At 69.4% G+C, this 22,588-nt stretch carries 25 protein-coding genes; 16 read left to right on the top strand and 9 right to left on the bottom strand.

Annotation, left to right across the window (positions count from 1 at the left end):
- Positions 1–614 precede the first annotated feature (614 nt).
- A complete protein-coding gene (locus ABZX12_RS32555) occupies positions 615–2,243 on the bottom strand; it encodes an amino acid permease (protein WP_355699280.1) in 1,629 nt (542 codons plus the stop codon).
- 136 nt (positions 2,244–2,379) lie between these two features.
- Between ABZX12_RS32555 and ABZX12_RS32560 the strand changes: the two genes are divergently transcribed.
- The 3 genes from ABZX12_RS32560 (at position 2,380) to ABZX12_RS32570 (ending at position 4,335) form a co-directional block, all read left to right on the top strand.
- The gene (locus ABZX12_RS32560; protein WP_355699281.1) at positions 2,380–3,321 is read left to right on the top strand and encodes a tyrosine recombinase XerC; all 942 of its coding nucleotides are present in this window, start codon (positions 2,380–2,382) and stop codon (positions 3,319–3,321) included.
- 84 nt (positions 3,322–3,405) lie between these two features.
- A complete protein-coding gene (locus tag ABZX12_RS32565) occupies positions 3,406–3,885 on the top strand; it encodes an Rrf2 family transcriptional regulator (protein WP_355699282.1) in 480 nt (159 codons plus the stop codon).
- A 51-nt stretch (positions 3,886–3,936) separates the two neighbouring features.
- Positions 3,937–4,335 carry a VOC family protein gene (locus tag ABZX12_RS32570; protein ID WP_355699283.1) on the top strand — a complete coding sequence of 133 codons (399 nt, stop codon included), beginning with the start codon at positions 3,937–3,939 and terminating at the stop codon, positions 4,333–4,335.
- A 3-nt stretch (positions 4,336–4,338) separates the two neighbouring features.
- Here ABZX12_RS32570 and ABZX12_RS32575 read toward each other — a convergent pair whose 3' ends face one another.
- Positions 4,339–4,932 carry a M23 family metallopeptidase gene (locus ABZX12_RS32575; protein WP_355699284.1) on the bottom strand — a complete coding sequence of 198 codons (594 nt, stop codon included), beginning with the start codon at positions 4,930–4,932 and terminating at the stop codon, positions 4,339–4,341.
- 285 nt (positions 4,933–5,217) lie between these two features.
- On the opposite strand from ABZX12_RS32575, the gene rpsB reads away from it, so the two are divergent.
- The 6 genes from rpsB to ABZX12_RS32605 all read left to right on the top strand — a co-directional run bounded on the left by rpsB (position 5,218) and on the right by ABZX12_RS32605 (position 9,996).
- Positions 5,218–6,162, top strand: a complete 945-nt coding sequence (gene rpsB, locus ABZX12_RS32580; protein ID WP_355699285.1) for a 30S ribosomal protein S2 — start codon at positions 5,218–5,220, stop codon at positions 6,160–6,162.
- A 120-nt stretch (positions 6,163–6,282) separates the two neighbouring features.
- Positions 6,283–7,101: a translation elongation factor Ts gene (gene tsf / locus ABZX12_RS32585; protein WP_355483623.1), complete on the top strand. Its 819-nt coding sequence runs from the start codon at positions 6,283–6,285 to the stop codon at positions 7,099–7,101.
- Positions 7,102–7,150: 49 nt separating this feature from the next.
- Positions 7,151–7,912: a UMP kinase gene (gene pyrH, locus ABZX12_RS32590; protein WP_355699286.1), complete on the top strand. Its 762-nt coding sequence runs from the start codon at positions 7,151–7,153 to the stop codon at positions 7,910–7,912.
- A gap of 94 nt (positions 7,913–8,006) precedes the next feature.
- Positions 8,007–8,561, top strand: coding sequence for a ribosome recycling factor (frr, locus tag ABZX12_RS32595; protein ID WP_355699360.1), 555 nt, complete (start codon positions 8,007–8,009; stop codon positions 8,559–8,561).
- Entirely contained in the window at positions 8,561–9,409 is an 849-nt protein-coding gene (locus ABZX12_RS32600; protein ID WP_355699287.1) for a phosphatidate cytidylyltransferase, read from the top strand. Before frr ends, ABZX12_RS32600 begins: the two co-directional genes overlap by 1 nt.
- Positions 9,406–9,996, top strand: coding sequence for a GNAT family protein (locus tag ABZX12_RS32605; RefSeq protein WP_355699288.1), 591 nt, complete (start codon positions 9,406–9,408; stop codon positions 9,994–9,996). The genes ABZX12_RS32600 and ABZX12_RS32605 overlap by 4 nt, the downstream gene beginning before the upstream one ends.
- Here the strand turns inward: ABZX12_RS32605 and ABZX12_RS32610 are convergent.
- Complete coding sequence (locus tag ABZX12_RS32610; RefSeq protein ID WP_355699289.1) at positions 9,986–10,945, bottom strand: LLM class flavin-dependent oxidoreductase; 960 nt, start codon at positions 10,943–10,945, stop codon at positions 9,986–9,988. The genes ABZX12_RS32605 and ABZX12_RS32610 overlap by 11 nt on opposite strands.
- Positions 10,946–11,247: 302 nt before the next feature.
- On the opposite strand from ABZX12_RS32610, the gene ABZX12_RS32615 reads away from it, so the two are divergent.
- The 4 genes from ABZX12_RS32615 to ABZX12_RS32630 all read left to right on the top strand — a co-directional run bounded on the left by ABZX12_RS32615 (position 11,248) and on the right by ABZX12_RS32630 (position 13,989).
- Positions 11,248–11,928 (top strand): C39 family peptidase, encoded by a 681-nt coding sequence (locus tag ABZX12_RS32615; RefSeq protein ID WP_355699290.1) that lies wholly within the window; start codon positions 11,248–11,250, stop codon positions 11,926–11,928.
- Positions 11,929–12,011: 83 nt separating this feature from the next.
- Entirely contained in the window at positions 12,012–12,317 is a 306-nt protein-coding gene (locus ABZX12_RS32620; RefSeq protein ID WP_355699291.1) for a SelT/SelW/SelH family protein, read from the top strand.
- A gap of 41 nt (positions 12,318–12,358) precedes the next feature.
- Positions 12,359–13,477, top strand: coding sequence for a 23S rRNA (adenine(2503)-C(2))-methyltransferase RlmN (gene rlmN, locus ABZX12_RS32625; RefSeq protein WP_355483639.1), 1,119 nt, complete (start codon positions 12,359–12,361; stop codon positions 13,475–13,477).
- On the top strand, positions 13,477–13,989 hold the full coding sequence (locus ABZX12_RS32630) for a DivIVA domain-containing protein (RefSeq protein WP_355699292.1): 513 nt from the start codon (positions 13,477–13,479) through the stop codon (positions 13,987–13,989). Before rlmN ends, ABZX12_RS32630 begins: the two co-directional genes overlap by 1 nt.
- Here the strand turns inward: ABZX12_RS32630 and ABZX12_RS32635 are convergent.
- Positions 13,973–14,668 (bottom strand): alpha/beta fold hydrolase, encoded by a 696-nt coding sequence (locus ABZX12_RS32635; RefSeq protein WP_355699293.1) that lies wholly within the window; start codon positions 14,666–14,668, stop codon positions 13,973–13,975. The two genes, ABZX12_RS32630 and ABZX12_RS32635, sit on opposite strands and share 17 nt — an antisense overlap.
- A 77-nt stretch (positions 14,669–14,745) precedes the next feature.
- On the opposite strand from ABZX12_RS32635, the gene pdxY reads away from it, so the two are divergent.
- On the top strand, positions 14,746–15,597 hold the full coding sequence (pdxY, locus tag ABZX12_RS32640; protein ID WP_355699294.1) for a pyridoxal kinase PdxY: 852 nt from the start codon (positions 14,746–14,748) through the stop codon (positions 15,595–15,597).
- A 6-nt stretch (positions 15,598–15,603) separates the two neighbouring features.
- On the opposite strand, the gene ABZX12_RS32645 is transcribed toward pdxY, so the two are convergent.
- Both ABZX12_RS32645 and ABZX12_RS32650 read right to left on the bottom strand, forming a co-directional pair.
- Positions 15,604–16,311: an alpha/beta hydrolase gene (locus ABZX12_RS32645; protein WP_355699295.1), complete on the bottom strand. Its 708-nt coding sequence runs from the start codon at positions 16,309–16,311 to the stop codon at positions 15,604–15,606.
- An 11-nt stretch (positions 16,312–16,322) separates the two neighbouring features.
- Positions 16,323–17,411, bottom strand: a complete 1,089-nt coding sequence (locus tag ABZX12_RS32650) for a Rossmann fold nucleotide-binding protein (protein WP_355699361.1) — start codon at positions 17,409–17,411, stop codon at positions 16,323–16,325.
- A gap of 71 nt (positions 17,412–17,482) precedes the next feature.
- Between ABZX12_RS32650 and ABZX12_RS32655 the strand changes: the two genes are divergently transcribed.
- A complete protein-coding gene (locus ABZX12_RS32655; RefSeq protein WP_355699296.1) occupies positions 17,483–18,772 on the top strand; it encodes an aminotransferase class III-fold pyridoxal phosphate-dependent enzyme in 1,290 nt (429 codons plus the stop codon).
- Here ABZX12_RS32655 and ABZX12_RS32660 read toward each other — a convergent pair.
- A complete protein-coding gene (locus tag ABZX12_RS32660; protein WP_355699297.1) occupies positions 18,756–20,240 on the bottom strand; it encodes an FAD-dependent monooxygenase in 1,485 nt (494 codons plus the stop codon). The genes ABZX12_RS32655 and ABZX12_RS32660 overlap by 17 nt on opposite strands.
- A gap of 91 nt (positions 20,241–20,331) precedes the next feature.
- On the opposite strand from ABZX12_RS32660, the gene ABZX12_RS32665 reads away from it, so the two are divergent.
- Positions 20,332–20,985, top strand: a complete 654-nt coding sequence (locus ABZX12_RS32665) for a TetR/AcrR family transcriptional regulator C-terminal domain-containing protein (protein ID WP_355699298.1) — start codon at positions 20,332–20,334, stop codon at positions 20,983–20,985.
- Positions 20,986–21,020: 35 nt separating this feature from the next.
- Here the strand turns inward: ABZX12_RS32665 and ABZX12_RS32670 are convergent, their stop codons facing one another.
- Positions 21,021–21,902 (bottom strand): amino acid ABC transporter permease, encoded by an 882-nt coding sequence (locus ABZX12_RS32670; protein WP_355699299.1) that lies wholly within the window; start codon positions 21,900–21,902, stop codon positions 21,021–21,023.
- On the bottom strand, positions 21,902–22,549 hold the full coding sequence (locus ABZX12_RS32675; protein ID WP_355699300.1) for an amino acid ABC transporter permease: 648 nt from the start codon (positions 22,547–22,549) through the stop codon (positions 21,902–21,904). Before ABZX12_RS32675 ends, ABZX12_RS32670 begins: the two co-directional genes overlap by 1 nt.
- Positions 22,550–22,588: the final 39 nt, after the last annotated feature.

Raw genomic sequence — 22,588 nt, forward strand, 5'->3', positions numbered from 1 at the left:
TAGCCGGGCGGGCCGTGGCCAGGTGACGGTGTGGGGAGGCGGCGGCTGGGCCCGGGCGGGGTGGTGGCCGGGCGGGGTGTGGCCAGGTGAAGGGTGTGGGGGAGGCGAAAGGTAGAGGCCGGGGAGGTGGGCGGGCCGGGCGTGGCCAGGTAATGGGTGTCGGGCGAGGTGGTGGCTAAGCCGGGCGGGGCGTTGGCCGGGCAGGCCGTGGCGAGCTGAAGGGTGTGGCTAGGCGGGGCCTGGCTAGGGGAAGGGCTCGGTGCGGCACCGAGGTGCGGGGCGAGCGTCACGCTCGGCGCCTGTGACGGTGTGTTCGAGGTGCGCGTGAGGATTGGCGGTTCGTCTCTGGCCGCCGGGCGCTTCTGGCGTGGCAGGTTGGTCGGTGGCCTGGTCTGGCCGGGATTGCGTCGTGGCTGCGCGCACGGCCAACGCGGTCACCGGTGGGTGCGTCGGCCCGACTGTCTGCGGATGCGTGGCGGTGGGGGATGGATGGTTAGGCCCTGTCTGGCAATCCATCGCCTACTGCGGCGCACTCGGCACGGCACCTCGCCGCCGCACGCCGATGCACCGCACCGAGCACCTCCTCGCTGCGGCGCTGAGTTACCAGAGACGACCTAGTTGCGCATGTGTTTGCCGCGGGAGGGTTTTTGGGGTGTTTCGGGTGGGGTGCGGATGGCTCGGAGTTCGGTGGGGCGGTCGTGGTCGCGGATGGCTTGGAAGCCGCCGGTGCCGGGGTCTGTGTCGCCGAGGTCGAAGTCCCAGCTGTCCTCGTTGGCGAGGCGGCTGTGCCAGCGGCCGTAGAGGCCGTAGATCGCGATGCCGATGACCATCCAGACGCCGAACTTGGTCCAGGTGCTCGTCTTCAGGTTGAGCATCAGCCAGAGCGTGGCGGCCAGCGACAGGAGCGGGATCAGCGGGACCATCGGCACCCGGAAGCCGCGCTCCAGGTTGGGCTCGGACCGGCGCAGGGTGAGGACGCCGATGGCGCAGAACGCGAAGCAGAACAGGGCTCCGATGACCAGCAGTTCTTCGAGCTCCAGGACCTTCGGGTAGAGCGTGAGGGCCAGCGCGGCGATGCCGGCAGCCGTTGCGGCGCGGGCGGGGGAGGAGTAGACCCGGCTGACCCGGCCGAGGCTCTTCGGAAGCAGGCCGTCGCGGCCCATGTTGAACAGGACCCGGCTCTGCGCGATGAGGACCACCATGATGACGGTCATCAACGCGAGCAAGGCGCCCAGGTTGACCACCTTCGCGGCCCATCCGACCCCGACCGCGGCCAGGGCTTCGGAGACGGGTGCGCCACCGCCGAGCTTGCCGTACGGGCGCATGCCGACCAGGACGACGGCCATCGCGATGTAGAGGATCGTCACGGCGCCGACGCCGAGCAGCATGCCCTGCGGGACGGTCTTGCGCGGGCTGCGGGCGTCCTCGGACGCGGTCGCGATCAGGTCGAAACCGATGTAGGCGAACACGATCGTGCTCGCGGCGGTGAAGATACCCATCGTGCCGAACGAACCGAACGAGGAGTCCAGGATCCAGCCCAGCAACGTCGGGCTCGCGGTCGCGGGCGCCGCCCGGGCCGGCGGGACGAACGGGTGGTAGTTGTCCATGTTGATGTGCGCGGCACCGACGATCACCACCAGCAGGATCACCGCGACCTTCGCGATCACGACGACGGTCAGCACCCGGGCCGAGAGCTTGGTGCCGGTCACGATCAGCGCGGTGAGGATCAGCAGCAGCAGCGGGGCGACCAGGTTCACCTTGGCCTCGGGGCCGAAGAACTGCGCCACGCCTTCGGGCAGCGTCACTCCGAACCCGTCGAGGGTGGCCAGGAAGTACGCCGACCAGACGCGCGCGACGATCGCCGCCGCGGTGACGAGCTCGAGCACCAGCGCCCAGCCGACCAGCCACGCCCACGCCTCGCCGAAGGTGACATAGCTGAACGTGTAAGCGCTACCGGAAACCGGGATCGTGGAGGACAGTTCGGCGTAACAGGCCGCGGCCAGCACACAGACGATCGCGGCGATGACGAACGACAGGATCACTGCCGGTCCGGCGACATTCGCCGCCTGAACGCCGCTGATACTGAAGATGCCGGAACCGATCATCACGCCCAGGCCGAGTACGACCAGGTCGCGACGACCGAACAGGCGCGGCAGACGGTGCCGCGCATCCTCGACTCGAGTGAACGCCGACTCGACCGGCAGGCGCCGGCCTACGGTCTGTCCGTTCGCTGAGGGGGCCATGGTCAGGGGTGCCTCCGTTGCTACTAGGGCAATCGGGCCGAACAGTAGTCGACCGTCGGGCTATCGACCAGACCTCCTCTCCTCGGCGTCCGCGCGGTGGCTTGCGATGCCGGGCCACCTCACGCATCGTCGAGGCATGACGCCGGACGAAGTCAGCGGAAACCGTTCCTGGCCGGAGGGTTTCGCTGTGTTACTCGCTGACTACGAAAGGCATCTGACGGCGGAAAGAGACCTCAGCACTCACTCGGTGAGAGCCTACATCGGAGACGTCGCAGATTTACTCGAACATTTGATTCGGCTTGGTCACGATGATCTCGGGCAGTTGGACATCCGGGGATTACGGTCCTGGCTGGCCAAACAGCAAAGTCTGGGGAAATCCCGCAGCACGATGGCTCGCCGTGCGACGGCCGCGAGGGTGTTGACGGCGTGGGCCCAGCGGACCGGGCGGATCGACACGGATCCGGGAGCGCTGCTGGCGAGCCCCAAGGCGCACAAGACTCTTCCTGGGGTGCTCGGCGAGGCCGACACCCGGGCCGTGCTCGACGCAGCCGGAGTCGCGGCGGACGACGGCAGTCCGGTCGGGCTGCGGGATCTCGCGATCATGGAGTTGCTTTACGCAACGGGTATTCGCGTCGGCGAACTGTGCGCCCTCGACGTCGATGACGTCGACCGGGAACGTCGCGTCGTACGAGTCTTCGGCAAGGGGCGGAAGGAGCGGTCGGTCCCGTACGGGGTGCCGGCCGGGCAGGCGCTCGAGCGGTGGCTGTCCGAGGCGCGGCCGAAACTGGCGCGCGAGGGAAGTGGGCCGGCGGCCTTTCTCGGGGCGCGTGGCGGCCGGATCGACCAGCGGACCGTACGGCGGATGGTGCACCAGCGGATCGCTGTCGTCGACGCGCCCGATCTCGGTCCGCACGGACTGCGTCATACCGCGGCCACGCATCTTCTCGAGGGCGGCGCGGACCTGCGGAGCGTCCAGGAACTCCTCGGGCACGCGTCGCTCGCGACCACGCAGATCTACACCCACGTCTCCACCGATCGCCTTCGGCAGGCCTACCAGCAGGCCCATCCGCGGGCCTGAGGACACGCGCTCGGGCGGTTCGGGCCGGGGGATGTTCGCGGGTGATGCGGCGTGGGGGCGCCGGGATGCGGCAGACTGCGGGACATGCGGGTTTCGGCGAAGTCTGACTATGCGTTGCGAGCTCTGATCGAGATCACCCAGCGATGGGTCGCGGGCGACGCGGCAGTGGTGTCGGCCGAGGAACTGAGCCGGGCGCAGGGCATTCCGCACGGGTTCCTCCAGGGCATCCTCGCCGACCTGCGCCGGGCCGGCGTGCTGTCGAGCCAGCGTGGGCAGTCGGGCGGCTGGCGGCTGGCCGTCGACCCGAACGAGATCTCCGTCGCCGACGTGATGCGGGCGGTCGACGGCCCGATCGTGAGCATCTCCGGCGTCCGGCCGGAAAGCGTCACGTACAACGAGCATGCGGTCGTCCTGCAGCGCGTCTGGATCGCGGCGCGCGCCAGTCTGCGGGACGTCCTCGAGAACACCACGCTGGTCGATCTCGCCAAGAACAAGCTGCCGGCCGGCGTGGAGCGCCGCTCGCGCGACGAGGACGCCTGGCAGGCCCGGGTCCCAGGGAGCTGATCCAGTGCTACAGTCGTGGCTTATATAAGCCGCGACTGAAGGAGATGGGCGATGCAGCAGATCAAGACGTTCCTCATGTTCGAGGGCGGCGCGGAGAAGGCGATGAGCTTCTACCAGTCGCTGTTCGACGATGCCGAGGTCGTGTCGATGGTCAAGTACGGCGCCGAGGGGCCGGGGCCCGAGGGCTCCGTGATGGTTGCCGTCTTCCGGCTGGCCGGGCAGGAGTTCATGTGCAGTGACAGCTATCAGCATCATGGCTTCACCTTCACTCCGTCGATGTCGTTGTTCGTGGACTGCAGGGACGAGGCAGAGCTCGAGCGGTTGTACGGCGCGCTGAGCGAGGGCGGCGGCGAGCTGATGCCGCTGGGGGACTACGGGTTCAGCAAGAAGTTCGGATGGGTGAACGACCGCTACGGGGTGTCGTGGCAGCTGAACCTGCCGCACGAATGAGCCTCATTCACGCCTGATCAGCAGGCCGGCGGTCAGCGTGAGCGCTGCCGTCGCGGCGATGATGAGCTTGGCCGCGCGCGGGCTGCCGGCGGGCGGCTCGCCTGCCGGTGTGTCAGCTGGGTTGCCGACCGCGTCGTCGGCCGGTTGGGCGGTGAGTGGAAGCAGACGGACCGGGCGACGGGGGAGCAGGGTGAGGGGATTCAGGTACCGCTTGCCCTGCAGGAGGCCCCAGTGCAGGCAGGCTCGGGGCAGGCAATGCGAGCCCGCGGCGGACAGGCGGCCGACGACGGTGCCGGTGGTGACGGTGGCTCCGACCATGACTTCGGGAACGACCGGTTCGTACGTCGTACGGCGGGGGCCGGTCGTGATCGTGACGACGCCACGGCCGGCGAGCGGGCCGGCGTAGGTGACGCGACCGGGGGTGGCGGCGAGGACGGGCTGGCCGATGCGGCCGGCGAGGTCGACGCCGCGGTGGCCGGGGAGCCAGGGTTTCGGGGGTAGCTCGAAGCCGCGGACGATCTCGGGACGCGGCTGTAACGGCCAGGTCGCAGGGGGTGCGGGTGGGAGGGCGGCGAGGGTCAGGACGGCGAGGGTCATGCCAGGGAAGATGCCGTGATCGGGGCCGGATTCGACCGGCCGGATCCGGAATTGTGGACAACGGGGGCCGGTTCGCGTCCGGCGGCCGTGGTCCCGTACACTTCCGGTGGCGCCACACCTAGGTGGGGCGACTACGCATGCCCGCACGAGTGCGTCGGTTCCAGCGGTCCCGGAGTGATCCGGGCGGAGTCGCGCGACGGGCATCAGGAGCTGCGGATCATCCGATCCGCGGCGAGACAACCGAGTAGACCCGGGACGACCCGGGTCGCAATAAGGAGACACCTCATGGCCGTCGTGACCATGAAGCAGCTGCTCGAGAGCGGCGTGCACTTCGGGCACCAGACCCGGCGCTGGAACCCGAAGATGAAGCGCTACATCCTCACCGAGCGCAACGGCATCTACATCATCGACCTGCAGCAGTCGCTGTCCTACATCGACCGCGCGTACGAGTTCGTCCGCAGCACCGTGGCGTCCGGCGGCGCGATCCTGTTCGTCGGCACCAAGAAGCAGGCGCAGGAAGCGATCGCCGAGCAGGCGACCCGGGTCGGGATGCCGTACGTGAACCAGCGCTGGCTGGGCGGCATGCTGACGAACTTCCAGACCGTGAACAAGCGGCTCCAGCGCCTCAAGGAGCTCGAGCTCATCGACTTCGACGACGTCGCCGCCTCCGGTGTCACCAAGAAGGAGCTGCTGCAGAAGCGTCGCGAGCACGACAAGCTGCTCAAGACCCTGGGCGGTATCCGCGACATGGCCCGGGTTCCGGCCGCCGTGTGGATCGTGGACACCAAGAAGGAGCACCTCGCCGTCGACGAGGCGCGCAAGCTGAAGCTGCCGATCATCGGCATCCTGGACACCAACTGCGACCCGGACGAGGTCGACTACCCGATCCCGGGGAACGACGACGCCATCCGCTCGGTCGGCCTGCTGACCCGCGTGGTCGCCGACGCCGTCGCCGACGGCCTGATGGCCCGCTCGGGCCAGGGCGCCGCCGCGGCCGGTGAGGAGCTGGGCCAGGAGGAGCCGCTGGCCGCCTGGGAGCGCGAGCTGCTGGAGAGCCAGAACGGCGCCGCCGAGGCGAAGGCCGCCGAGGCCGCCCCGGCGACCGACGCCGCTGAGGCCGCCCCCGCGACCGACGTGCTGACCGAGCCGGTCGCGACCGACGCCGCGGTGACCGAGGCCAAGGCCGAGGAGACCCCGGCCGCCGAGGCGCCGAAGGCCGACGAGGCCTGACAGCCCGCATGCCGCCCGGTTCACGCCGGGCGGCGCCGGGCTACGCCGCGAGGCCTCGAAGCGGGGCCGTGCGGGCAGCCCGTCCACCCAGCCGCACCAGACAAGACGAGAGAACGAGGAATGGCGAACTACACCGCCGCTGACGTGAAGAAGCTCCGCGACACCACCGGCGCGGGCATGATGGACGCGAAGAAGGCGCTCGAGGCCACCGACGGCGACTTCGAGAAGGCGATCGAGGAGCTGCGCATCAAGGGCGCGGCCAAGGCCCAGAAGCGTGGCGCCGAGCGGTCCGCCACCAACGGCCTGGTGGCCGCGGCGGAGAACGCGCTGGTCCAGCTGAACTGCGAGACCGACTTCGTCGCCAAGAACGAGCAGTTCCAGCAGCTCGCCGCCGACATCGTCGCGCACGCTGCGGCGAGCAAGGTCGGGGACGTCGAGGGCCTGCTCAACGAGAAGCTCACCGACGGCAAGTCGGTCGCCGAGAACATCGAGGCGCTGGCCGCCGTCATCGGCGAGAAGCTGGAGCTCGGCAAGGTGGCCGTCTTCGACGGCAAGGTCACGGCCTACATGCACAAGCGCGCCGCGGACCTGCCGGCCCAGGTCGGCGTGCTCGTCGAGTTCGAGGGCGACGACGTCGAGGCCGCTCGTGGCGCCGCCATGCAGGCTGCCGCGATGCGCCCGCTGTACACCACCCGCGACGAGGTCCCGGCCGAGACGGTCGAGAACGAGAAGCGCATCGCCGAGGCGACCGCGCGCGAGGAGGGCAAGCCGGAAGGCGCCCTGCCGAAGATCGTCGAGGGCCGGGTGAACGGGTTCTTCAAGGACGTCGTGCTGCTGGAGCAGCCGTCGGTCACGGAGAACAAGAAGACCGTGAAGGCTGTGCTCGACGAGGCCGGTGTCACCGTGAAGCGGTTCGCCCGCTTCGAGGTCGGCGCCTGATCCCGCGAAGGATCTGAGCACACAGTCAACGAACGAGGAGGCCGGAATCGTGACGGAAACCCTGGGTACCGAGACGAGTCCGGCCTCTTCGCCGTTCTCGCCCGCCTATCACCGGGTGCTGCTGAAGCTCTCGGGTGAGGTGTTCGGCGGCGGCAAGCTCGGCGTCGATCCCGACGTGGTGAACTCGATCGCCAAGCAGATCGCCGACGTGGCCCGGTCCGGCGTCCAGGTCGCCGTGGTGGTCGGCGGCGGCAACTTCTTCCGCGGCGCCGAGCTCCAGCAGCGCGGGATGGAGCGCAACCGCGCCGACTACATGGGCATGCTCGGCACCGTGATGAACTGCCTGGCGCTGCAGGACTTCCTGGAGAAGCTCGGTATCGAGACCCGGGTGCAGACCGCGATCACGATGGGCCAGGTCGCGGAGCCGTACATCCCGCGCAAGGCCGAGCGGCACCTGGAGAAGGGCCGCGTGGTGATCTTCGGCGCCGGCTCCGGCATGCCGTACTTCTCCACCGACACCGTCGCCGCCCAGCGGGCGCTGGAGGTCGGCGCCGAGGCCCTGCTGATGGGCAAGCAGGGTGTCGACGGCGTCTACGACTCCGACCCGAAGAAGAATCCGGACGCGGTGAAGTTCGACCAGCTGTCGTACGACGACTTCCTGGCCCGCGGGCTCCGGGTCGCCGACGCCACCGCGATCAGCCTGGCCCGCGACAACGCGCTGCCGATCGTCATCTTCGGTCTCGAGGAGGGCAACATCGCCCGGGTGATCCACGGCGAGAAGATCGGTACTGTCGTCTCCCGGGGGCAATAACCGGGCGTAGCACGGCGTACCACTAGGATCGTTGGACACAGGCGATGTAGGACCGGCCGCGCCGATGCGGCCTGAGGAAGCGAGGAATGTCGTGATCGACGAAGCTCTCCGCGATGCCGAGCAGAAGATGGCCAAGGCCGTGGAGGTTGCGAAGGACGACTTCGCCGCGATCCGCACCGGCCGGGCGCACCCGCAGATGTTCGCGAGCATCCTGGCCGACTACTACGGCAGCCCGACCCCGCTGCAGCAGCTGGCCGGTTTCCAGGTGCCGGAGCCCCGGACCGTGCTGATCTCGCCGTACGACAAGGGCGCGATGGCGGCGATCGAGAAGGCGATCCGCGACTCGGACCTGGGCGTGAACCCGGGCAACGACGGCGCGGTGATCCGGGTGGTGATGCCGCAGCTGACCGAGGAGCGGCGCAAGGAGTACATCAAGGTCGCGAAGACCAAGGCCGAGGAAGCCAAGGTCTCGATGCGCAACATCCGCCGGCACGCCATGGACCAGGTGCACAAGACGGTCAAGGACGGCGACGCCGGCGAGGACGAGGGCAAGAGTGCTGAGAAGCGGCTCGACGGGTTGACGAAGAAGTACGTCGACTCCATCGACGAGCTGCTCAAGCACAAGGAAGCCGAACTGCTCGAGGTGTGATGGGCGTCGAGAGCACGCCTGCGCCGAGCCCCAGCCCGAGCCGTGCCGGGCGTAACCTGCCCGCGGCGATCGCGGTGGGGGTCGGGCTCGGCGCCCTGATCCTCGGATCGCTGTACTGGCAGAAGGTCCTGTTCGTCGTTCTCGTGCTGATGGTCGTCCTGGTCGCGGTCGACGAGATGATGAAGGCGCTGCGCACCGGCGGCGCGGTGATCCCGCGGGTCCCGCTGTTCGCCGGTACGGCGGCCATGCTCGTGGCGGCGTACTTCGGTGGACCGATGGCGCTGCTCGTGGCGCTCGGCATCACCGTGCTCGGGACGATCTTCTGGCGGATGCCGGGTGGATCGGTCGGGTTCGTCCGGGACGTGAGTGCCGGGGTGTTCCTGATCGGCTACGTTCCGCTGCTCGCCGGGTTCGCGATCCTGCTGGTGCAGCCGGAGGCGGACGGACCGGGGCGCGTGGTGACGTTCTTCCTGGTCGTGGTCGCCAGCGACGTCGGTGGCTACGTCGCGGGCGTGTTGTTCGGCAAGCATCCGATGGCGCCGGCGATCAGCCCGAAGAAGTCCTGGGAGGGCTTCGCCGGCTCGACGCTCGCGTGTATCGGGGCCGGGATCGCGTCCGTCGTCCTCCTGCTGGACGGTGACTGGTGGGCCGGCGCGATCGTCGGCGCGGTCGCGGTGGTGACCGCGACGGTCGGCGACCTCGGCGAATCGATGATCAAGCGCGACCTGGGCATCAAGGACATGTCGAACCTGCTGCCCGGTCACGGCGGCGTGATGGACCGGCTGGACTCCCTGCTCGCGACGGCGCCGATCGTCTGGCTCCTCCTTCATCTGCTGGTGAAACCATGACCGTTGCTCCGGACGGACGGCCGCTGGTCGGCGACATCGTGCGGCTCGATCGGATGCAGGAGTCCGACATCGACGAGCTGTATGCCGCGATCGGCAACGAGCAGGTGTACGCCGGTGGGTTCGGCGGCGGGCCGGCCGCGATGCCGGCGAGCGCGGACGAGATGCGCGCGAAGTGGATCCCGGCCGCGGCCAAGCGGTTCGCGTACGTCGTCCGCCTGGTTGCCGACGGCACCGTCGTCGGGACGTCGAGCCTGACCGACGTCGATCTCGTGAACGAGCGAATCCACCTCGGCTACACCGGCTACGCGCCGGCCGTCTGGGGTACGGCGGTCAATCCGGCCACGAAACTCCTGCTGCTGGAGCACGCCTTCGAGGTCTGCGGATTCGGTCGCGTGAAGATCCAGACCGGCTCGAAGAACACCCGCTCCCAGGCGGCGATCGCCAAGCTCGGCGCGACCCGGGAGGGCGTGCTGCGCCGGCACATGCTGATGGCCGACGGCTCGTTCCGCGACACGGTGGTGTTCTCGATCCTGGCCGACGAGTGGCCGGATGTGCGGAAGCGGTTGGAGGACCGGATCAGCCGGTGAGCTTCGCCAGCGCGGCGTAGTTCGCCAGCAACGCGCCACGGTCGAAGGTGTTCGTGGTGATCAGCAGTTCGTCCGCCGCGGTCCGTCGTACCAGGTCGCCGAGCGCTTCGTCGACCTCCGCGGGCGTTCCGTAGATCTGGCCGCGGAGCGCGTTCTCGAAGAACTCCTGCTCCCGCGCGGTCATCGACTCCGGCACGTCGGGCTGCAGCGGGGGAAACACGCCACGGGTCCGCGAGTACGCCGCTGACCACGCCTCGGGCAACAAGAGCTGCCGCGCCGCTTCGGTGGAATCGGCGATCGCCGCGGTGACAGCGAGAATCACGTACGGCTCGGACGCCCACGCGGACGGCCGGAACGTGCTCCGGTAGTCCTCGAGCAGCGCGGCCGAGTCGGGGCGCGCGGCCAGCACCAACGGCAGGCCCAGCGCCGCCGCGATGGAGGCGCCCTCGCCGACGGCCAGGATGAACGGCGGGATGTGTAGCCCTTCGCCTGGTCGGGCGTGGACGTCCGACGTGCCGGCGAGGTACCCGAGGAGCTCCTGCACCTGCGCGGTGAAGTCCTCCGCCGCGTCCTTGCCGACACCGAGCGCCCGCCGTACGCCGTTGGTGAAGCCGACCGAGCGCCCGAGCCCCATGTCGATCCGGCCCGGGAACAACGACTCCAGGACGCCGAACTGCTCCGCCACGACGAGCGGATTGTGGTTCGGCAGCATCACGCCGCCGGTGCCGACCCGGATCCGATCCGTGCGGGCGGCAACAGCCGCGGCCAGCACTGTCGGCGCGGAGCCGACCACTCCTGGCACGCTGTGGTGCTCCGACACCCAGAAACGCTGGTAACCAAGCTCTTCCACCTGCTGAGCGAGATCGACGGTCGCCCGCAGCGTCTCCGCCTCGGACTCCCCGGCCCGCGTCCGTGAGCGGTCCAGGACTGACAGCGGCACGGAGAGCATGCAGAGTCCAACTGACGCGCCGGAGCCGTCATTCCCCCAGCAGCAGCCGCAACTCTTCCCGGAACCGCGCGCCGTCCGGGAGGGGAGTGAGGAACTCCCGTTCCACCTCCAGGCGGATCCGCTCGGCCGAAGCGAACGTCGACCCGGCCGTACCCGGAGCGGGCCGTGCGCCGGCTGGTCCGCGAGTTCATCGAGCCTTTCGACTGACCTGGAAAGGGTTGGTGATCTTTTCACCACAGCACAACACGTCGTGTCAGGATCAAACCGGACGATCCGCCCCGGTCGTCCAGTGAGGAGCTGACATGATTCCCACGACGAAGTTCAAGGCCGCGCTGTGCGGTCTCGCCCTCATAACGGCCGCAGCGCTTCCGGTGAACGCGGCCACCGCCGCACCGCAAGCTGCAGCACAGGCTGTGTCCGCGGAAGCGATCGCGGCGAGCAAGCCGGTCCCGAAGCTCGGCTACTCGACGCAGACCCTCAAGACGCTGAACATCGACTTCCAGTACCAGCAGACCGGCTACTGGTGCGGCCCGGCCGCGACCCGGATCGCGCTCTCGGCCCGGATTTCCCCGCCGAGCCAGCAGCAACTGGCCAACGAGCTGCCCACCACGACCAACGGCACCGACTGGATCGGTCAGGTCACCCGGGTGCTCAACAACCACCTCGGCACCGGCTGGTACGAGACCAAGGAGATGCCGAACGACCCGCCCACCCAGGCGCAGCGTGACCTGCTCTGGCGCGACGTCGTCCTCGACATCAACAACAACTACCCGATCGTCGCCAACATCGTCGCCCCGGCGAGCAACCACCCGCCGGGTTACCCGAACTACACGATCTACCACTACTTCACGGTGATCGGGTACGACGACAGTGACCAGACCGTCCTGATCGCCGACCCGGCCGGCTTCGCGCCCACCGCGACGTACTGGCTGACCTTCAACCAACTGGCCACCCTCATCCCGCCGAAGGGCTACTCGGCCTGACGCCCGCTTTGTGCACCAGATCCGTACGGCGATCGCGCTGAGACACGGATCTGGTGCACAACGTCGGCCGGTACGGTGAGGGCGTGAGTCGAGCGCCGCGGTTGGAGATCGAATACTGCACGCAGTGCCGGTGGTTGCTGCGGGCGGCGTGGACCGCGCAGGAGCTGCTGACGACGTTCCCGAAGGAGCTCGGTGAGGTGGCGCTCGTGCCGGGGACCGGGGGAGTGTTCGACGTCAGCCTCGACGGGGAGCTGTTGTGGTCGCGGAAGGCCGAGGGCGGGTTCGCCGAGATCCCGTACTTGAAGCAGTTGGTGCGGGACCGGATCGCTCCGGACCGCAAACTCGGGCACTCCGACCGTAAGCCGGGTGACGCGGGTCATGGGATGTGAATTTGTGAAGCGTCCCGCCGGCGGGCGACAATAGGTCGGTTATGTCTACCTCCCTGCCTCTTGTCTTCGATGAGCCGCGCCGTGCCAAGAAGCCGCCGCGGCACCTGGCCGATCTCACCGGGGAGGAACGGCGGACGGCGGTGGCCGCGCTCGGCGAGCCCGCGTTCCGCGCCAAGCAGCTGTCCAACCACTACTTCTCCCGGCTGGTGTCCGACCCCGCCGAGATGACCGACCTGCCGGCCGCGACCCGCGACAAGCTGGTGGCGGACCTGATGCCGCCGCTGCTGACCCGGGTCCGCGACCTGGAGTGCGACAACGGGGAGACCCGCAAGACGCTCTGGAAACTGCTCGACGGCTCGCTGGTCGAGTCCGTCCTGATGCGGTATCCGGGCCGCGCGACGATGTGCGTGTCCTCGCAGGCCGGGTGTGGGATGGCGTGCCCGTTCTGCGCGACCGGCCAGGGTGGCCTGACCCGCAACATGACGACCGCCGAGATCGTCGAGCAGGTCGTCGACGGCGCGCGGGCGCTCGCCCGCGGCGAGATCGCCGGCGGCCCGGGCCGGGTGTCGAACATCGTCTTCATGGGCATGGGCGAGCCGATGGCGAACTACAAGGCCGTGATGGGCGCTGTCCGGCGGTTCACGGACCCGTCGCCCGAAGGCCTCGGGATCTCCGCGCGCGGCGTGACCGTGTCGACGGTCGGGCTGGTGCCGCGGATCAACCAGCTGGCGACCGAGGGGATCCCGGTCACGCTCGCGCTGTCGCTGCACGCGCCGGACGACGAGCTGCGTGACGAGCTGGTGCCGATCAACAACCGCTGGAAGGTCGACGAGGTGCTGGACGCGGCCTGGGGGTACGCGCGGCAGACCAAGCGGCGGGTCTCGATCGAGTACGCGATGATCCGCGACATCAACGACCACGCCTGGCGGGCCGATCTGCTCGCCGAGAAGCTCAACGCCCGCGGCGACTGGGGTTGGGTGCACGTCAACCTGATCCCGCTGAACCCGACGCCGGGCTCGAAGTGGACCGCGTCCGACCCGGCCGACGAGCGCGAGTTCGTCCGCCGCCTCGAGGCCGGCGGGATCCCGGTCACCGTCCGCGACACCCGTGGTCAGGAGATCGACGGCGCCTGCGGTCAGCTCGCCGCGAGCGAGTCCTGATGCTGAAGCCCGAGTTCCGGGTGCGCCGGCTCGGGCAGCGCTACGACTGCGGACAGGTGGACGCCCTGGTGGCGCGCATCCTCGCGACGGCCGAACGCCGGTCCGTCGGGCCGGACGTGACCCGCGACGAGATCCGCGGTGCTGCCTTCCGGACGCCGCTGCTCGGCCCCGGGTATCCGGTCGAGGACGTCGACCACTTCCTCGCCGAGGCAGAACGCTGGTTGCCCGGGCAACCGGCGACCGAGCCCGCGGTCGCGCCGGAGACCGGAGGACGTCCGGCGCCGCAGTTCACCACGGTCCGGCTGCGTGAGGGGTACGCCGTGGACGAGGTCGACGATTTCGTCGACCGCGTGATGGCGACTGTGAACGGCCGCCCGGTCAGCCGGCCGGTGACGGCGCAGGAAGTCCGCCGGGTGCAGTTCAGCCCGACGCGGCTCTCCGAGGGGTACGACATCGAAGAGGTCGACGCGTTCCTCGACACAGCGGAGGCATGGCTCAGCGGAGCTCGGTGAGGAGCTTCGCGAGCGCGGCCGGCTGGGAGAACATCGGCCAGTGGCCCGTATCCAGCTCCAGCAGCTCCCAGGATGGGGACGAGAGCTGCTCCACCACGGCTGACGAGGGCGTCGCTCCGTCCATCAGGCACTTGACGTACGTCGTGGGCAGCTCGCCGATCGGCTTGGTCAGCTGGGCCGGCTCGGTGATCGATCGGCCGGGATGCGGCGTACCGCGCTTCAGAATCAACGCGATGCTCTCGTCGGACAGGTCCTGGCCGACGTAGTCCTCCGCCGTCAGCGGCGGCCAGAAACCGTCGGCGCCCTCCATCTGGCCGCGCACCCAGGCCTGACCTTCCGCCGACCAGCCGTCCACGAACGACTGCCCGTCGGCCGGGATGTTCGAGTCGACGTACACCACCCGGCGCAGCCGGTCCCCGATCAGGCCCGCTGCCTGCCCCACCGGGATCCCGGAGTAGCTGTGCCCGGCGAGCACGACGTCGCGCAGGTCGTTGTCCTCGACCACGGCCACGACGTCCTCGACATGCTGCTGCTGCCCCGCGTCCTCGCCGTGCCGCTCAGCCAGCCCGCTCAGGGTCACCGCATACACGTCGTGGCCCTCGGCTCGCAGGATCCCCGCGACCTCGTCCCAGGCCCACGCCCCGAGCCACGCCCCCGGCACCAACACAAAGTTCGCCATGCTGCGCACCGTAAACCACCCCACCGACAAACCGACCCGCTTGCACGGGCGCCGGTCCGAACGGGCATGATCGAGCGGTGAAGATTCTCTCGATCCAGTCCGCGGTCGCGTACGGGCATGTGGGCAACTCGGCCGCTGTGTTCCCGCTCCAGCGCATCGGCGTGGAGGTGCTGCCGGTCTACACGGTGAACTTCTCGAACCACACCGGGTACGGCGCGTGGCGGGGCCCGTTGATCAGTCCGGACGACGTGCGCGAGGTCCTGCTCGGGATCGAGGAGCGCGGGGTCCTGCCGCAGATCGACGTGGTCCTGTCGGGCTACCAGGGCGGCGAGGGGATCGCCGACGTCATCCTGGAGGCGGTGAAGCGGGTCAAGGCGGCCAATCCGGCGGCGGTCTACTCGTGCGACCCGGTGATGGGGAACGCGAAGTCCGGCTGCTTCGTCGCTCCCGCGATCCCGGTGCTGCTGCGCGACCGGGTGGTGCCGGCGGCCGACATCATCACACCCAACCAGTTCGAGCTGGGCTTCCTGACCGGCACCGAGCCGGACACCCTCGAGTCCACGCTGGCCTCGGTGGAGCTGGTGCGCGCGACCGGGCCGCGGACGGTGCTCGTCACGAGCGTCGAGCGCCCCGACCGCGAGGACGGCACGATCGAGATGCTGGCCGTCGACGACAGCGGCGCCTGGCTCGTGCAGACGCCGCACATCCCGATGAAGGCGAACGGTTCGGGCGACGTGACGGCAGCGCTCTTCACGGCGCACTACCGCCGGACCGGTGATCTGTCCGAAGCGCTCGCCCGGACGACCTCCAGCGTCTTCGACCTGCTCACGCGTACGCACGAGTCGGGGGAGCGCGAACTGCAGCTCGTCGAGTCACAGGACGCGTACGCCGCCCCGCAGATGCAGTTCACGCCACGCCAGGTCGCCTGACTCGCCCTACGACCAGACCGCCGCGAGGATCCTCGCCAGTTCGGCCGGCTGAGAGAGCATCGGCCAGTGACCGGTCCGCATCTCGACCAGCTGCCACTGCGGTGACTTCAGCTGCTGCTGTACGTCGGGAGCGGGCTCGTCACCTGCCATGAGGCATTTGACGTACGTCGTCGGCAGCTCGCCGATCGGCCTGGCCAGCCGTGCGGGCTGCGTCAGCGTCAGGCCGGGGTGCGGCGTACTGCGCGACACGAGCCGGCTGACAGCCTCGTCGGACAGGTCCTGGTCGACGAAGTGCTCCGCTCCGGCCGGCAGCCAGGTGCCGTCGCCTTCGAGCAGCTGCTCCTCCAGCCAGGCCCTGTCGTCGTCTGACCACCCGTCGGCGAACGAGAGGCCGTCAGCCGGAATGCTTGAGTCGACGTACACGACACGGCGCAGCCGGTCTCCGATCTGCCCGGCTGCCTGCCCGACCGGGATCCCCGAGTAGCTGTGGCCGACCAGCACCACGTCGTACAAGTCGTTGCCCTCGATCACCGAGACGATGTCGTCGACGTGTTGTTGCTGCCCGACCCGCTCCCAGCCCGGCCCCTGCCGCTCCGCCAGTCCGCTCAGAGTCACCGCGTACACCGCATGCCCGGCGTCCCGCAGCCTCTCCGCGACGGCGTCCCAAGCCCAGGCTCCCAGCCGAGCCCCCGGTACCAACACGAACTCACCCATGGAGACCATTTTCAGCCGACGAGGGCGGCGGCGGCGTCGATGGTGTCGACGAGGTGGATCGACCGTGCGAGTGGGCGGCCGGCGGCGAGGGACTCCAGGAGCGGCCAGACGGGGAGTCGCACCGTCCAGTGGTCGATGCCGACCAGGATCAGCGGGATCTGGGTGGCGGCGTCGCCGTAGTAGTTGGGGGTGGCGGCCTGGAAGACCTCCTGGACGGTGCCGGCGGCGCCGGGGAGGTAGATGATGCCGCCGCGGGCGCGGCCGAGGAGGACGTCTTCACGCTGGGCGTTCGAGAAGTACTTCGCGATCGAGCCGGCGAACACGTTCGGCGGCTCGTGGCCGTAGAACCAGGTCGGGATCGACACGCCGCCGTCGCCGGGGAAGCGGGCGCGCACGCTGAGCCCGGCCGCGGCCCAGGCACCGATCGACGGCCGGAACGACGGTACGGCGGCCAGCTCGGCCAGCGCGGCGTCGACCTCCACCTCGTCGTACGACGCGAGCGACGCGCCGAGGTTGGCGGCCTCCATCGCGCCCGGCCCACCGCCGGTGACGACCATCTGGTTGCGGCGGGCAAGCGTACGGCCGAGGAGCGCCGCCGCCCGGTAGTTGTCGTCGCCGCGCAGCACGCCGTGACCGCCCATCACCCCGACCCACGGCTTGTCGTCGGGCAGTTCCGCCAGGGCGTCCGCGATCGCGTGGTCGTGCAGCGCGGCAGCGAGCGTGCGGCTCGTGTCGCCCCGCTCGTCGTGCTGGCGGGACCACGCGTAGATCCGCGCGTCGGGCGTGGCGGCGTACCCGTGCTCGATCCCGGCGTACAGCTCGTCGGCGTCGTACAGCCGCCCGCGGTACGCGTCGAACGGCAGCGCCGGGATCGCCGGGAACAGCAGCCCGCCGCCGTCCCGGATCCACAGCTCGGCCTTGTCCTCGAGTGCGCAGCCGAGGAACACCGATCCGGCCGGCTTCAGCATCAGCAGCTCCGCCGTCCGCCCGGTCAGGTCCACCGACTGCACCCGCCACCCGGCCATCGCGGTGGCGCCGGCGGCCAGCAGCCGGTCGAACTGCTCCAGGGACTCGATGTCCACATGCGGAATGCTCGGCATCGTCACGCTGAGCAGACTAGCGATTGTGTGGCCCGATAGACGTGCTCTATCAGGTGAGGTAATGGTTGGACATGACACATGCGGAGCTCTGGGAGCGTCACAAGGCCGTTATGCCGGCTTGGCTCGCGTTGTACTACGAGGAGCCGATCGAGATCGTGCAGGGGTCCGGCCGCCGGGTCACCGACGGTGAGGGGAACACCTACCTGGACTTCTTCGCGGGGATCCTCACCAACGCGATCGGGTACGACATCGCGGAGATCTCCGACGCGGTCCGCGAGCAGCTCGGGTCCGGGATCGCGCACACCTCGACCGTGTACCTGATCCGCAAGCAGATCGAGCTGGCCGAGCAGATCGCCGAGCTGTCCGGGATCCCGGACGCCAAGGTGTTCTTCGCGAACTCGGGCACCGAGGCGAACGAGACGGCCCTGCTGCTCGCCACCCAGAACCGCCGCTCCAACCAGGTGCTGGCGATGCGCAACTCGTACCACGGCCGCGCGTTCGGCACCGTCGCGATCACCGGCAACCGGGGCTGGTCCGCGAGCAGCCTGTCGCCGGTGAACGTGCAGTATGTGCAGGGCGCGTACCGCTACCGCAGCCCGTTCCGGGACCTGCCTGAGGCCGACTACGTCAAGGTCTGCGTCGACGACCTGCGCAACGTCATCGAGACCACGACCGCGGGTGACGTCGCGTGCCTGATCGCGGAGCCGATCCAGGGCGTCGGCGGGTTCTCCTCGCCGCCCGACGGCCTGTACGCCGCGTTCAAGGAGGTCCTGGACGAGTACGGGATCCTGTTCATCTCCGACGAGGTGCAGACCGGTTGGGGCCGGACCGGCGACCACTTCTGGGGGATCCAGGCGCACGGCGTCGTCCCGGACGCGATGACGTTCGCGAAGGGGCTCGGCAACGGGTTCGCGATCGGCGGCGTGGTGGCGCGCGGCGACCTGATGGACAGCATCAAGGCGAACTCGCTGTCGACCTTCGGCGGCAACCCGATCTCGACCAGCGCCGCGAAGGCCACCATCGACTACCTGCTGGACAAGGACCTGCAGGCGAACGCCGCCAAGCGCGGCGCGCAGCTCGCCGACGGCCTGCGCGGCATCTCCGACGAGTTCCCCGAGCTCGGCGACGTCCGCGGCAAGGGCCTGATGCTCGCGGCCGAGATCGTCAAGCCCGACGACAACGCCCCCGACGCGGCCGCCACCGCCAAACTCCAGCAGGAGACCAAGGACCGCGGTCTGCTGGTCGGCAAGGGCGGTCTGTACGGCAACGTGCTTCGGATGGCTCCGCCGATGACGCTGACCGAGGAAGAAGCCACGGAGGCGCTGGAGATCATCCGCGACTCGTTCAACACGCTGCGCTGACGGTCGCCGGGCCGAACCAGGTCGTCATCGCCTCGTCCAGCCCTTCGGCGGCCGGCCCGTCCGTGGCCCAGGCGACGTACCCGTCCGGCCGGATCAGTACCGCGGCCGGCGCGGGCACGTCGCCGACGCCGGGGATCGTCCAGCGCTTGGGGCCGCATTGCGCCTGGACGCGGTCGACGCGGTCCACCCACCCGTCGACGGACGGTACGACGCCGTCGTCGAAGGCCAACAGAACGGGCCGGCCGGCGGTCAGTAGGCGATGGACGCGGGTGGCCTCGCCTCCGACAGTGAGGTCCGCGTCCGGGACACGACGTCCGGTCAGCGGATGATCGCCCTTCACGTCGTACTCGAGGTCGAGGGCGGTGATCATCAGGCCGATCCGGAAGCGAACGTCGTCGACGTCGAGCAGCCCGGTGAACGTGTCGCGCAACGCGTTCACGTGCGCGCCAGGGCGTGACAGGGCGGTCTGCGCCCGGGTGTTCTGCAGCACGCGGGCAGCGACCGGGAATCGCTCGGCCTCGTAGCTGTCCAGCAGTCCGCTCGGCGCCTGGCCCCGTACGACGGCGGCGAGCTTCCAGCCGAGGTTGACCGCGTCCTGTACGCCGAGGTTCAGCCCCTGGCCGCCGGCCGGGAAGTGGATGTGCGCCGCGTCCCCGGCCAGGAACACCCGCCGCTCGCGGTACCGGTCGGCCTGTCGTGCCGCGTCGCCGTACTGCGAGACCCACCGCGGGCTGTGCATCCCGAAGTCGGTGCCCGCGACCTCGCGGAAGGAGTCCCGGAAGTCCTCGAACGACGGCTCGTGCGCACGATCCTGGACCCGGTCGTACCGCTGCACCATCAGCCGGTGCCAGCCCGGCTGGAACTGGATCACCGAGAAGTCGCCAGGACCGCGCCGCTGCCCGAAGACCGTGCCGGCCGGCGGCTCGGCCAGCTCGACATCGGCGAGCATGCCGACCATCGTCGCGTCCGTGCCGTCGAACCCGATGCCGGCCAGCTTGCGGACGGTACTGCGCCCGCCGTCGCAACCGACCAGGTACGAGCAGCGGATCACACCGCCGTCAGGGCCGCCCACCTCGACCTCGACCCCGTCGTCGTCCTGACGGATCCCGACCACCGGCGAGGACCAGCGGACGGCGGCGCCGAGCTCGGTCGCGTGGGCCTCGAGCTCGCGTTCGATGACCGCCTGCACGATGCCGAGCGTGAACGGGAAGCGGGTCGGGAAGTCGCCGAACTCCATCCGCAGCCCGCCGAAGTGGCCCGCCGGGATCGGCCGTCCCAGCGGCCGCAGACGGTCCATCAGGCCGCGCTGGTCGAAGATCTCCATCGTGCGGGCGTGAATGCCGCCCGCCCGCGACTCGCCCGTCCGGGCCGGCAGCGCGTCGACCACCACCACGTCGATCCCGGCGAGCCGCAACTCGGCGGCCAGCATCAGCCCGGTCGGCCCGGCGCCGGCGATCACCACATCCATGAGCTTCTCCTTAACGTCCTTCGATTTCCTTTAACGCTGTTAAGGAGAGCAAAACGTTGTTAAGCTTGTCAAGGACGAACAGGAGATCGACGTGAAGCTCGACGCCAGGACCATCGCCACCGCGGCGCTGCCGTTGCTCGACGACGGCGGGGTCGACGGTCTGACCATGCGCAAGGTGGCCGCCGCGCTCGGCGTCCAGGCGCCGGCGCTCTACTGGCACGTCAAGAACAAGCGTGAGCTGCTCGACGCAATGGCGCGCGTGCTGTTCGTCAGCGCCGTCGACGGACTGGAGGCGCCCAGACGAGGGACGGACTGGCAGGACTGGCTGGCCGAGCTGGCGGGCCGGCTGCGCAAGACCCTCTTGCGGTACCGGGACGGCGCTCGCGTGCTCGCCGGCACCAACGTCAGCGACGACTCCATGTGGCGGGTGACCGAGTTGACGCTGCGCACGCTGGAGGACGCCGGGTTCTCGGCGCGCGACGTCGCGCGGGTGTTCCCGCTCCTGCTGCACTACACGATCGGCTACGTGATCGAGGAGCAGGCGCAGACCGGTGTCGACTACCCGGACGGCAATCCGTACCAGAGCGACGAGATCAGGCAGTCCGTCGACGCCGAGCGCTACCCGTTGACGGCGCGGATGGTCGTCGACCTGTTCGCGGCCGACCCCGACGCGGAGTTCGAGCACGGCGTCCGGGTGATCCTGGCCGGCGTCCGCGCGACGTACGACCTCGGCCCCGGAAACTGAGAAGGTCCCTCCTCGTGCGAGGAGGGACCTTCGGGTCAGATCTTGTCGTCGGCGTCCAGCGTGCTGGCGGCGTCCGGTGCCTCGGTCATCGGCGGCGGGGCGCCGGTGATCTTGCGGCGCCGCCGGGAACGGCCCTCGAGGTAGCGGGCGAGCAGGGACAGCAGCGAGCACAGCCCGATGTAGATCAGCGCGACGACGATGTACGTCGGGATGTACGGGAAGCCGTAGGTCAACCGGCCGCCCATCTGCTTCGCGACGTACAGCAGTTCGGCGTAGGTGATGATGAAGCCGAGCGCGGTGTCCTTCAGCAGCACGACCAGCTGGCTGACGATCGCCGGCAGCATCGCACTGATGGCCTGCGGCAACAGCACGAGCCGGACCACCTGGTTCTTCCGCAGCCCGAGCGCGTACGCCGCCTCGCGCTGGCCCTTCGGCACGGCGGCGATGCCGGCGCGGAAGATCTCCGCGAGCACCGAGCCGTTGTAGAGCGTCAGGCCGAACACGACCGCCCAGAACGGGCTGAGCCCGAGCTGGAACTGGATGTTGCCGAAGTAGAAGTAGAACATCAGGATCAGCAGCGGGACCGCGCGGAACAGCTCGACGATCAGCGTCGCCGGGGTCCGGACCCATTTGTGGTCACTGATCCGCGCCGCCGCGAAGACCGCGCCGAACAGCAGCGCGAGCACCGCCGCGAGACCGGCCGCCCGCAGCGTGTTCAGCAGACCGTCCAGCAGCTGCTGCTGGATCGACGAGTACTGGAACTGCCGCCAGAGCCGGCCCTCGAACTGGCCGTTCTGGTACATCCGGTTGATCAGCCAGGCGAGCGCGCCGACCAGCACGACGATCACCAGGATGTTGGTGATGCGGTTGCGGGCCTTCGCCCGCGGGCCCGGGGTCTCGTACAGGACTGTGCTCATCAGGCCACCGCCGTCCGTCGTTCGGCCCATCGTTGCAGGAAGATCAGCGGCACGATCAGGATCAGGAAGCCGATCGTGATCCACAGCAGGGTGAGCAGTTGGTTCTCGCCGCGCTCGGACATCGCGGCCGGGATCGAGCCGGCCTCCGCGACCGAGAACCCGGCCGCGATCGTGGTGTTCTTCAGCAACGCGATGAACACGCTCATCAGCGGCGGGATGATCGCGCGGAACGCCTGCGGCAGGACGACGATCGACAGCACCTGGTTGAACGACATGCCGATCGCCCGGGCCGCCTCGGCCTGACCGGGAGCGATCGTGTTGACGCCGGACCGGACCACCTCGCAGACGAAGGCCGACGTGTAGATCGTCAGCGCGCCGACGCCGGTCCAGAACGGGTTCGGCAGCGCGAGCTGCATCTTCGCGGCGCCGAAGAACAGGAACGCGAAGACCAGCGTCAGCGGAGTGTTCCGCAGGACATTCACGTAGCCGGTGCCGATACCGCGCAGCGCCGGCACCGGGGAGACCCGGAACGCGCCCAGGATCGTGCCGAACACCAGACTGAGCACACCGGACACCAGGAACAGGCGGATCGTCAGCCAGAAGCCGTCCCGGAACAGCGGCCAGTTGTCGGTGAGGACCGAGAACATCGCGACCTTCCTCTTGCCTTCAGGAACAGAATCCGGCCG

This window comes from Kribbella sp. NPDC003505 (assembly GCF_040610875.1).
In the GTDB taxonomy this organism is placed as follows: domain Bacteria; phylum Actinomycetota; class Actinomycetes; order Propionibacteriales; family Kribbellaceae; genus Kribbella.

Excerpts from the sequence above, each read along its gene's own strand:
- ABZX12_RS32615 (WP_355699290.1), top strand. The coding sequence starts at position 11,248 with ATGATTCCCACGACGAAGTTCAAGGCCGCGCTGTGCGGTCTCGCCCTC.
- tsf (WP_355483623.1), top strand. The coding sequence starts at position 6,283 with ATGGCGAACTACACCGCCGCTGACGTGAAGAAGCTCCGCGACACCACC.
- ABZX12_RS32575 (WP_355699284.1), bottom strand. The coding sequence starts at position 4,932 with ATGACCCTCGCCGTCCTGACCCTCGCCGCCCTCCCACCCGCACCCCCT.
- ABZX12_RS32645 (WP_355699295.1), bottom strand. The coding sequence starts at position 16,311 with ATGGGTGAGTTCGTGTTGGTACCGGGGGCTCGGCTGGGAGCCTGGGCT.
- ABZX12_RS32660 (WP_355699297.1), bottom strand. The coding sequence starts at position 20,240 with ATGGATGTGGTGATCGCCGGCGCCGGGCCGACCGGGCTGATGCTGGCC.
- ABZX12_RS32630 (WP_355699292.1), top strand. The coding sequence starts at position 13,477 with ATGCTGAAGCCCGAGTTCCGGGTGCGCCGGCTCGGGCAGCGCTACGAC.
- ABZX12_RS32560 (WP_355699281.1), top strand. The coding sequence starts at position 2,380 with ATGACGCCGGACGAAGTCAGCGGAAACCGTTCCTGGCCGGAGGGTTTC.
- rlmN (WP_355483639.1), top strand. The coding sequence starts at position 12,359 with ATGTCTACCTCCCTGCCTCTTGTCTTCGATGAGCCGCGCCGTGCCAAG.
- ABZX12_RS32555 (WP_355699280.1), bottom strand. The coding sequence starts at position 2,243 with ATGGCCCCCTCAGCGAACGGACAGACCGTAGGCCGGCGCCTGCCGGTC.
- ABZX12_RS32610 (WP_355699289.1), bottom strand. The coding sequence starts at position 10,945 with ATGCTCTCCGTGCCGCTGTCAGTCCTGGACCGCTCACGGACGCGGGCC.
- ABZX12_RS32635 (WP_355699293.1), bottom strand. The coding sequence starts at position 14,668 with ATGGCGAACTTTGTGTTGGTGCCGGGGGCGTGGCTCGGGGCGTGGGCC.
- ABZX12_RS32570 (WP_355699283.1), top strand. The coding sequence starts at position 3,937 with ATGCAGCAGATCAAGACGTTCCTCATGTTCGAGGGCGGCGCGGAGAAG.
- ABZX12_RS32600 (WP_355699287.1), top strand. The coding sequence starts at position 8,561 with ATGGGCGTCGAGAGCACGCCTGCGCCGAGCCCCAGCCCGAGCCGTGCC.
- ABZX12_RS32565 (WP_355699282.1), top strand. The coding sequence starts at position 3,406 with ATGCGGGTTTCGGCGAAGTCTGACTATGCGTTGCGAGCTCTGATCGAG.
- ABZX12_RS32650 (WP_355699361.1), bottom strand. The coding sequence starts at position 17,411 with ATGCCGAGCATTCCGCATGTGGACATCGAGTCCCTGGAGCAGTTCGAC.
- ABZX12_RS32675 (WP_355699300.1), bottom strand. The coding sequence starts at position 22,549 with ATGTTCTCGGTCCTCACCGACAACTGGCCGCTGTTCCGGGACGGCTTC.
- rpsB (WP_355699285.1), top strand. The coding sequence starts at position 5,218 with ATGGCCGTCGTGACCATGAAGCAGCTGCTCGAGAGCGGCGTGCACTTC.
- ABZX12_RS32655 (WP_355699296.1), top strand. The coding sequence starts at position 17,483 with ATGACACATGCGGAGCTCTGGGAGCGTCACAAGGCCGTTATGCCGGCT.
- ABZX12_RS32670 (WP_355699299.1), bottom strand. The coding sequence starts at position 21,902 with ATGAGCACAGTCCTGTACGAGACCCCGGGCCCGCGGGCGAAGGCCCGC.
- ABZX12_RS32605 (WP_355699288.1), top strand. The coding sequence starts at position 9,406 with ATGACCGTTGCTCCGGACGGACGGCCGCTGGTCGGCGACATCGTGCGG.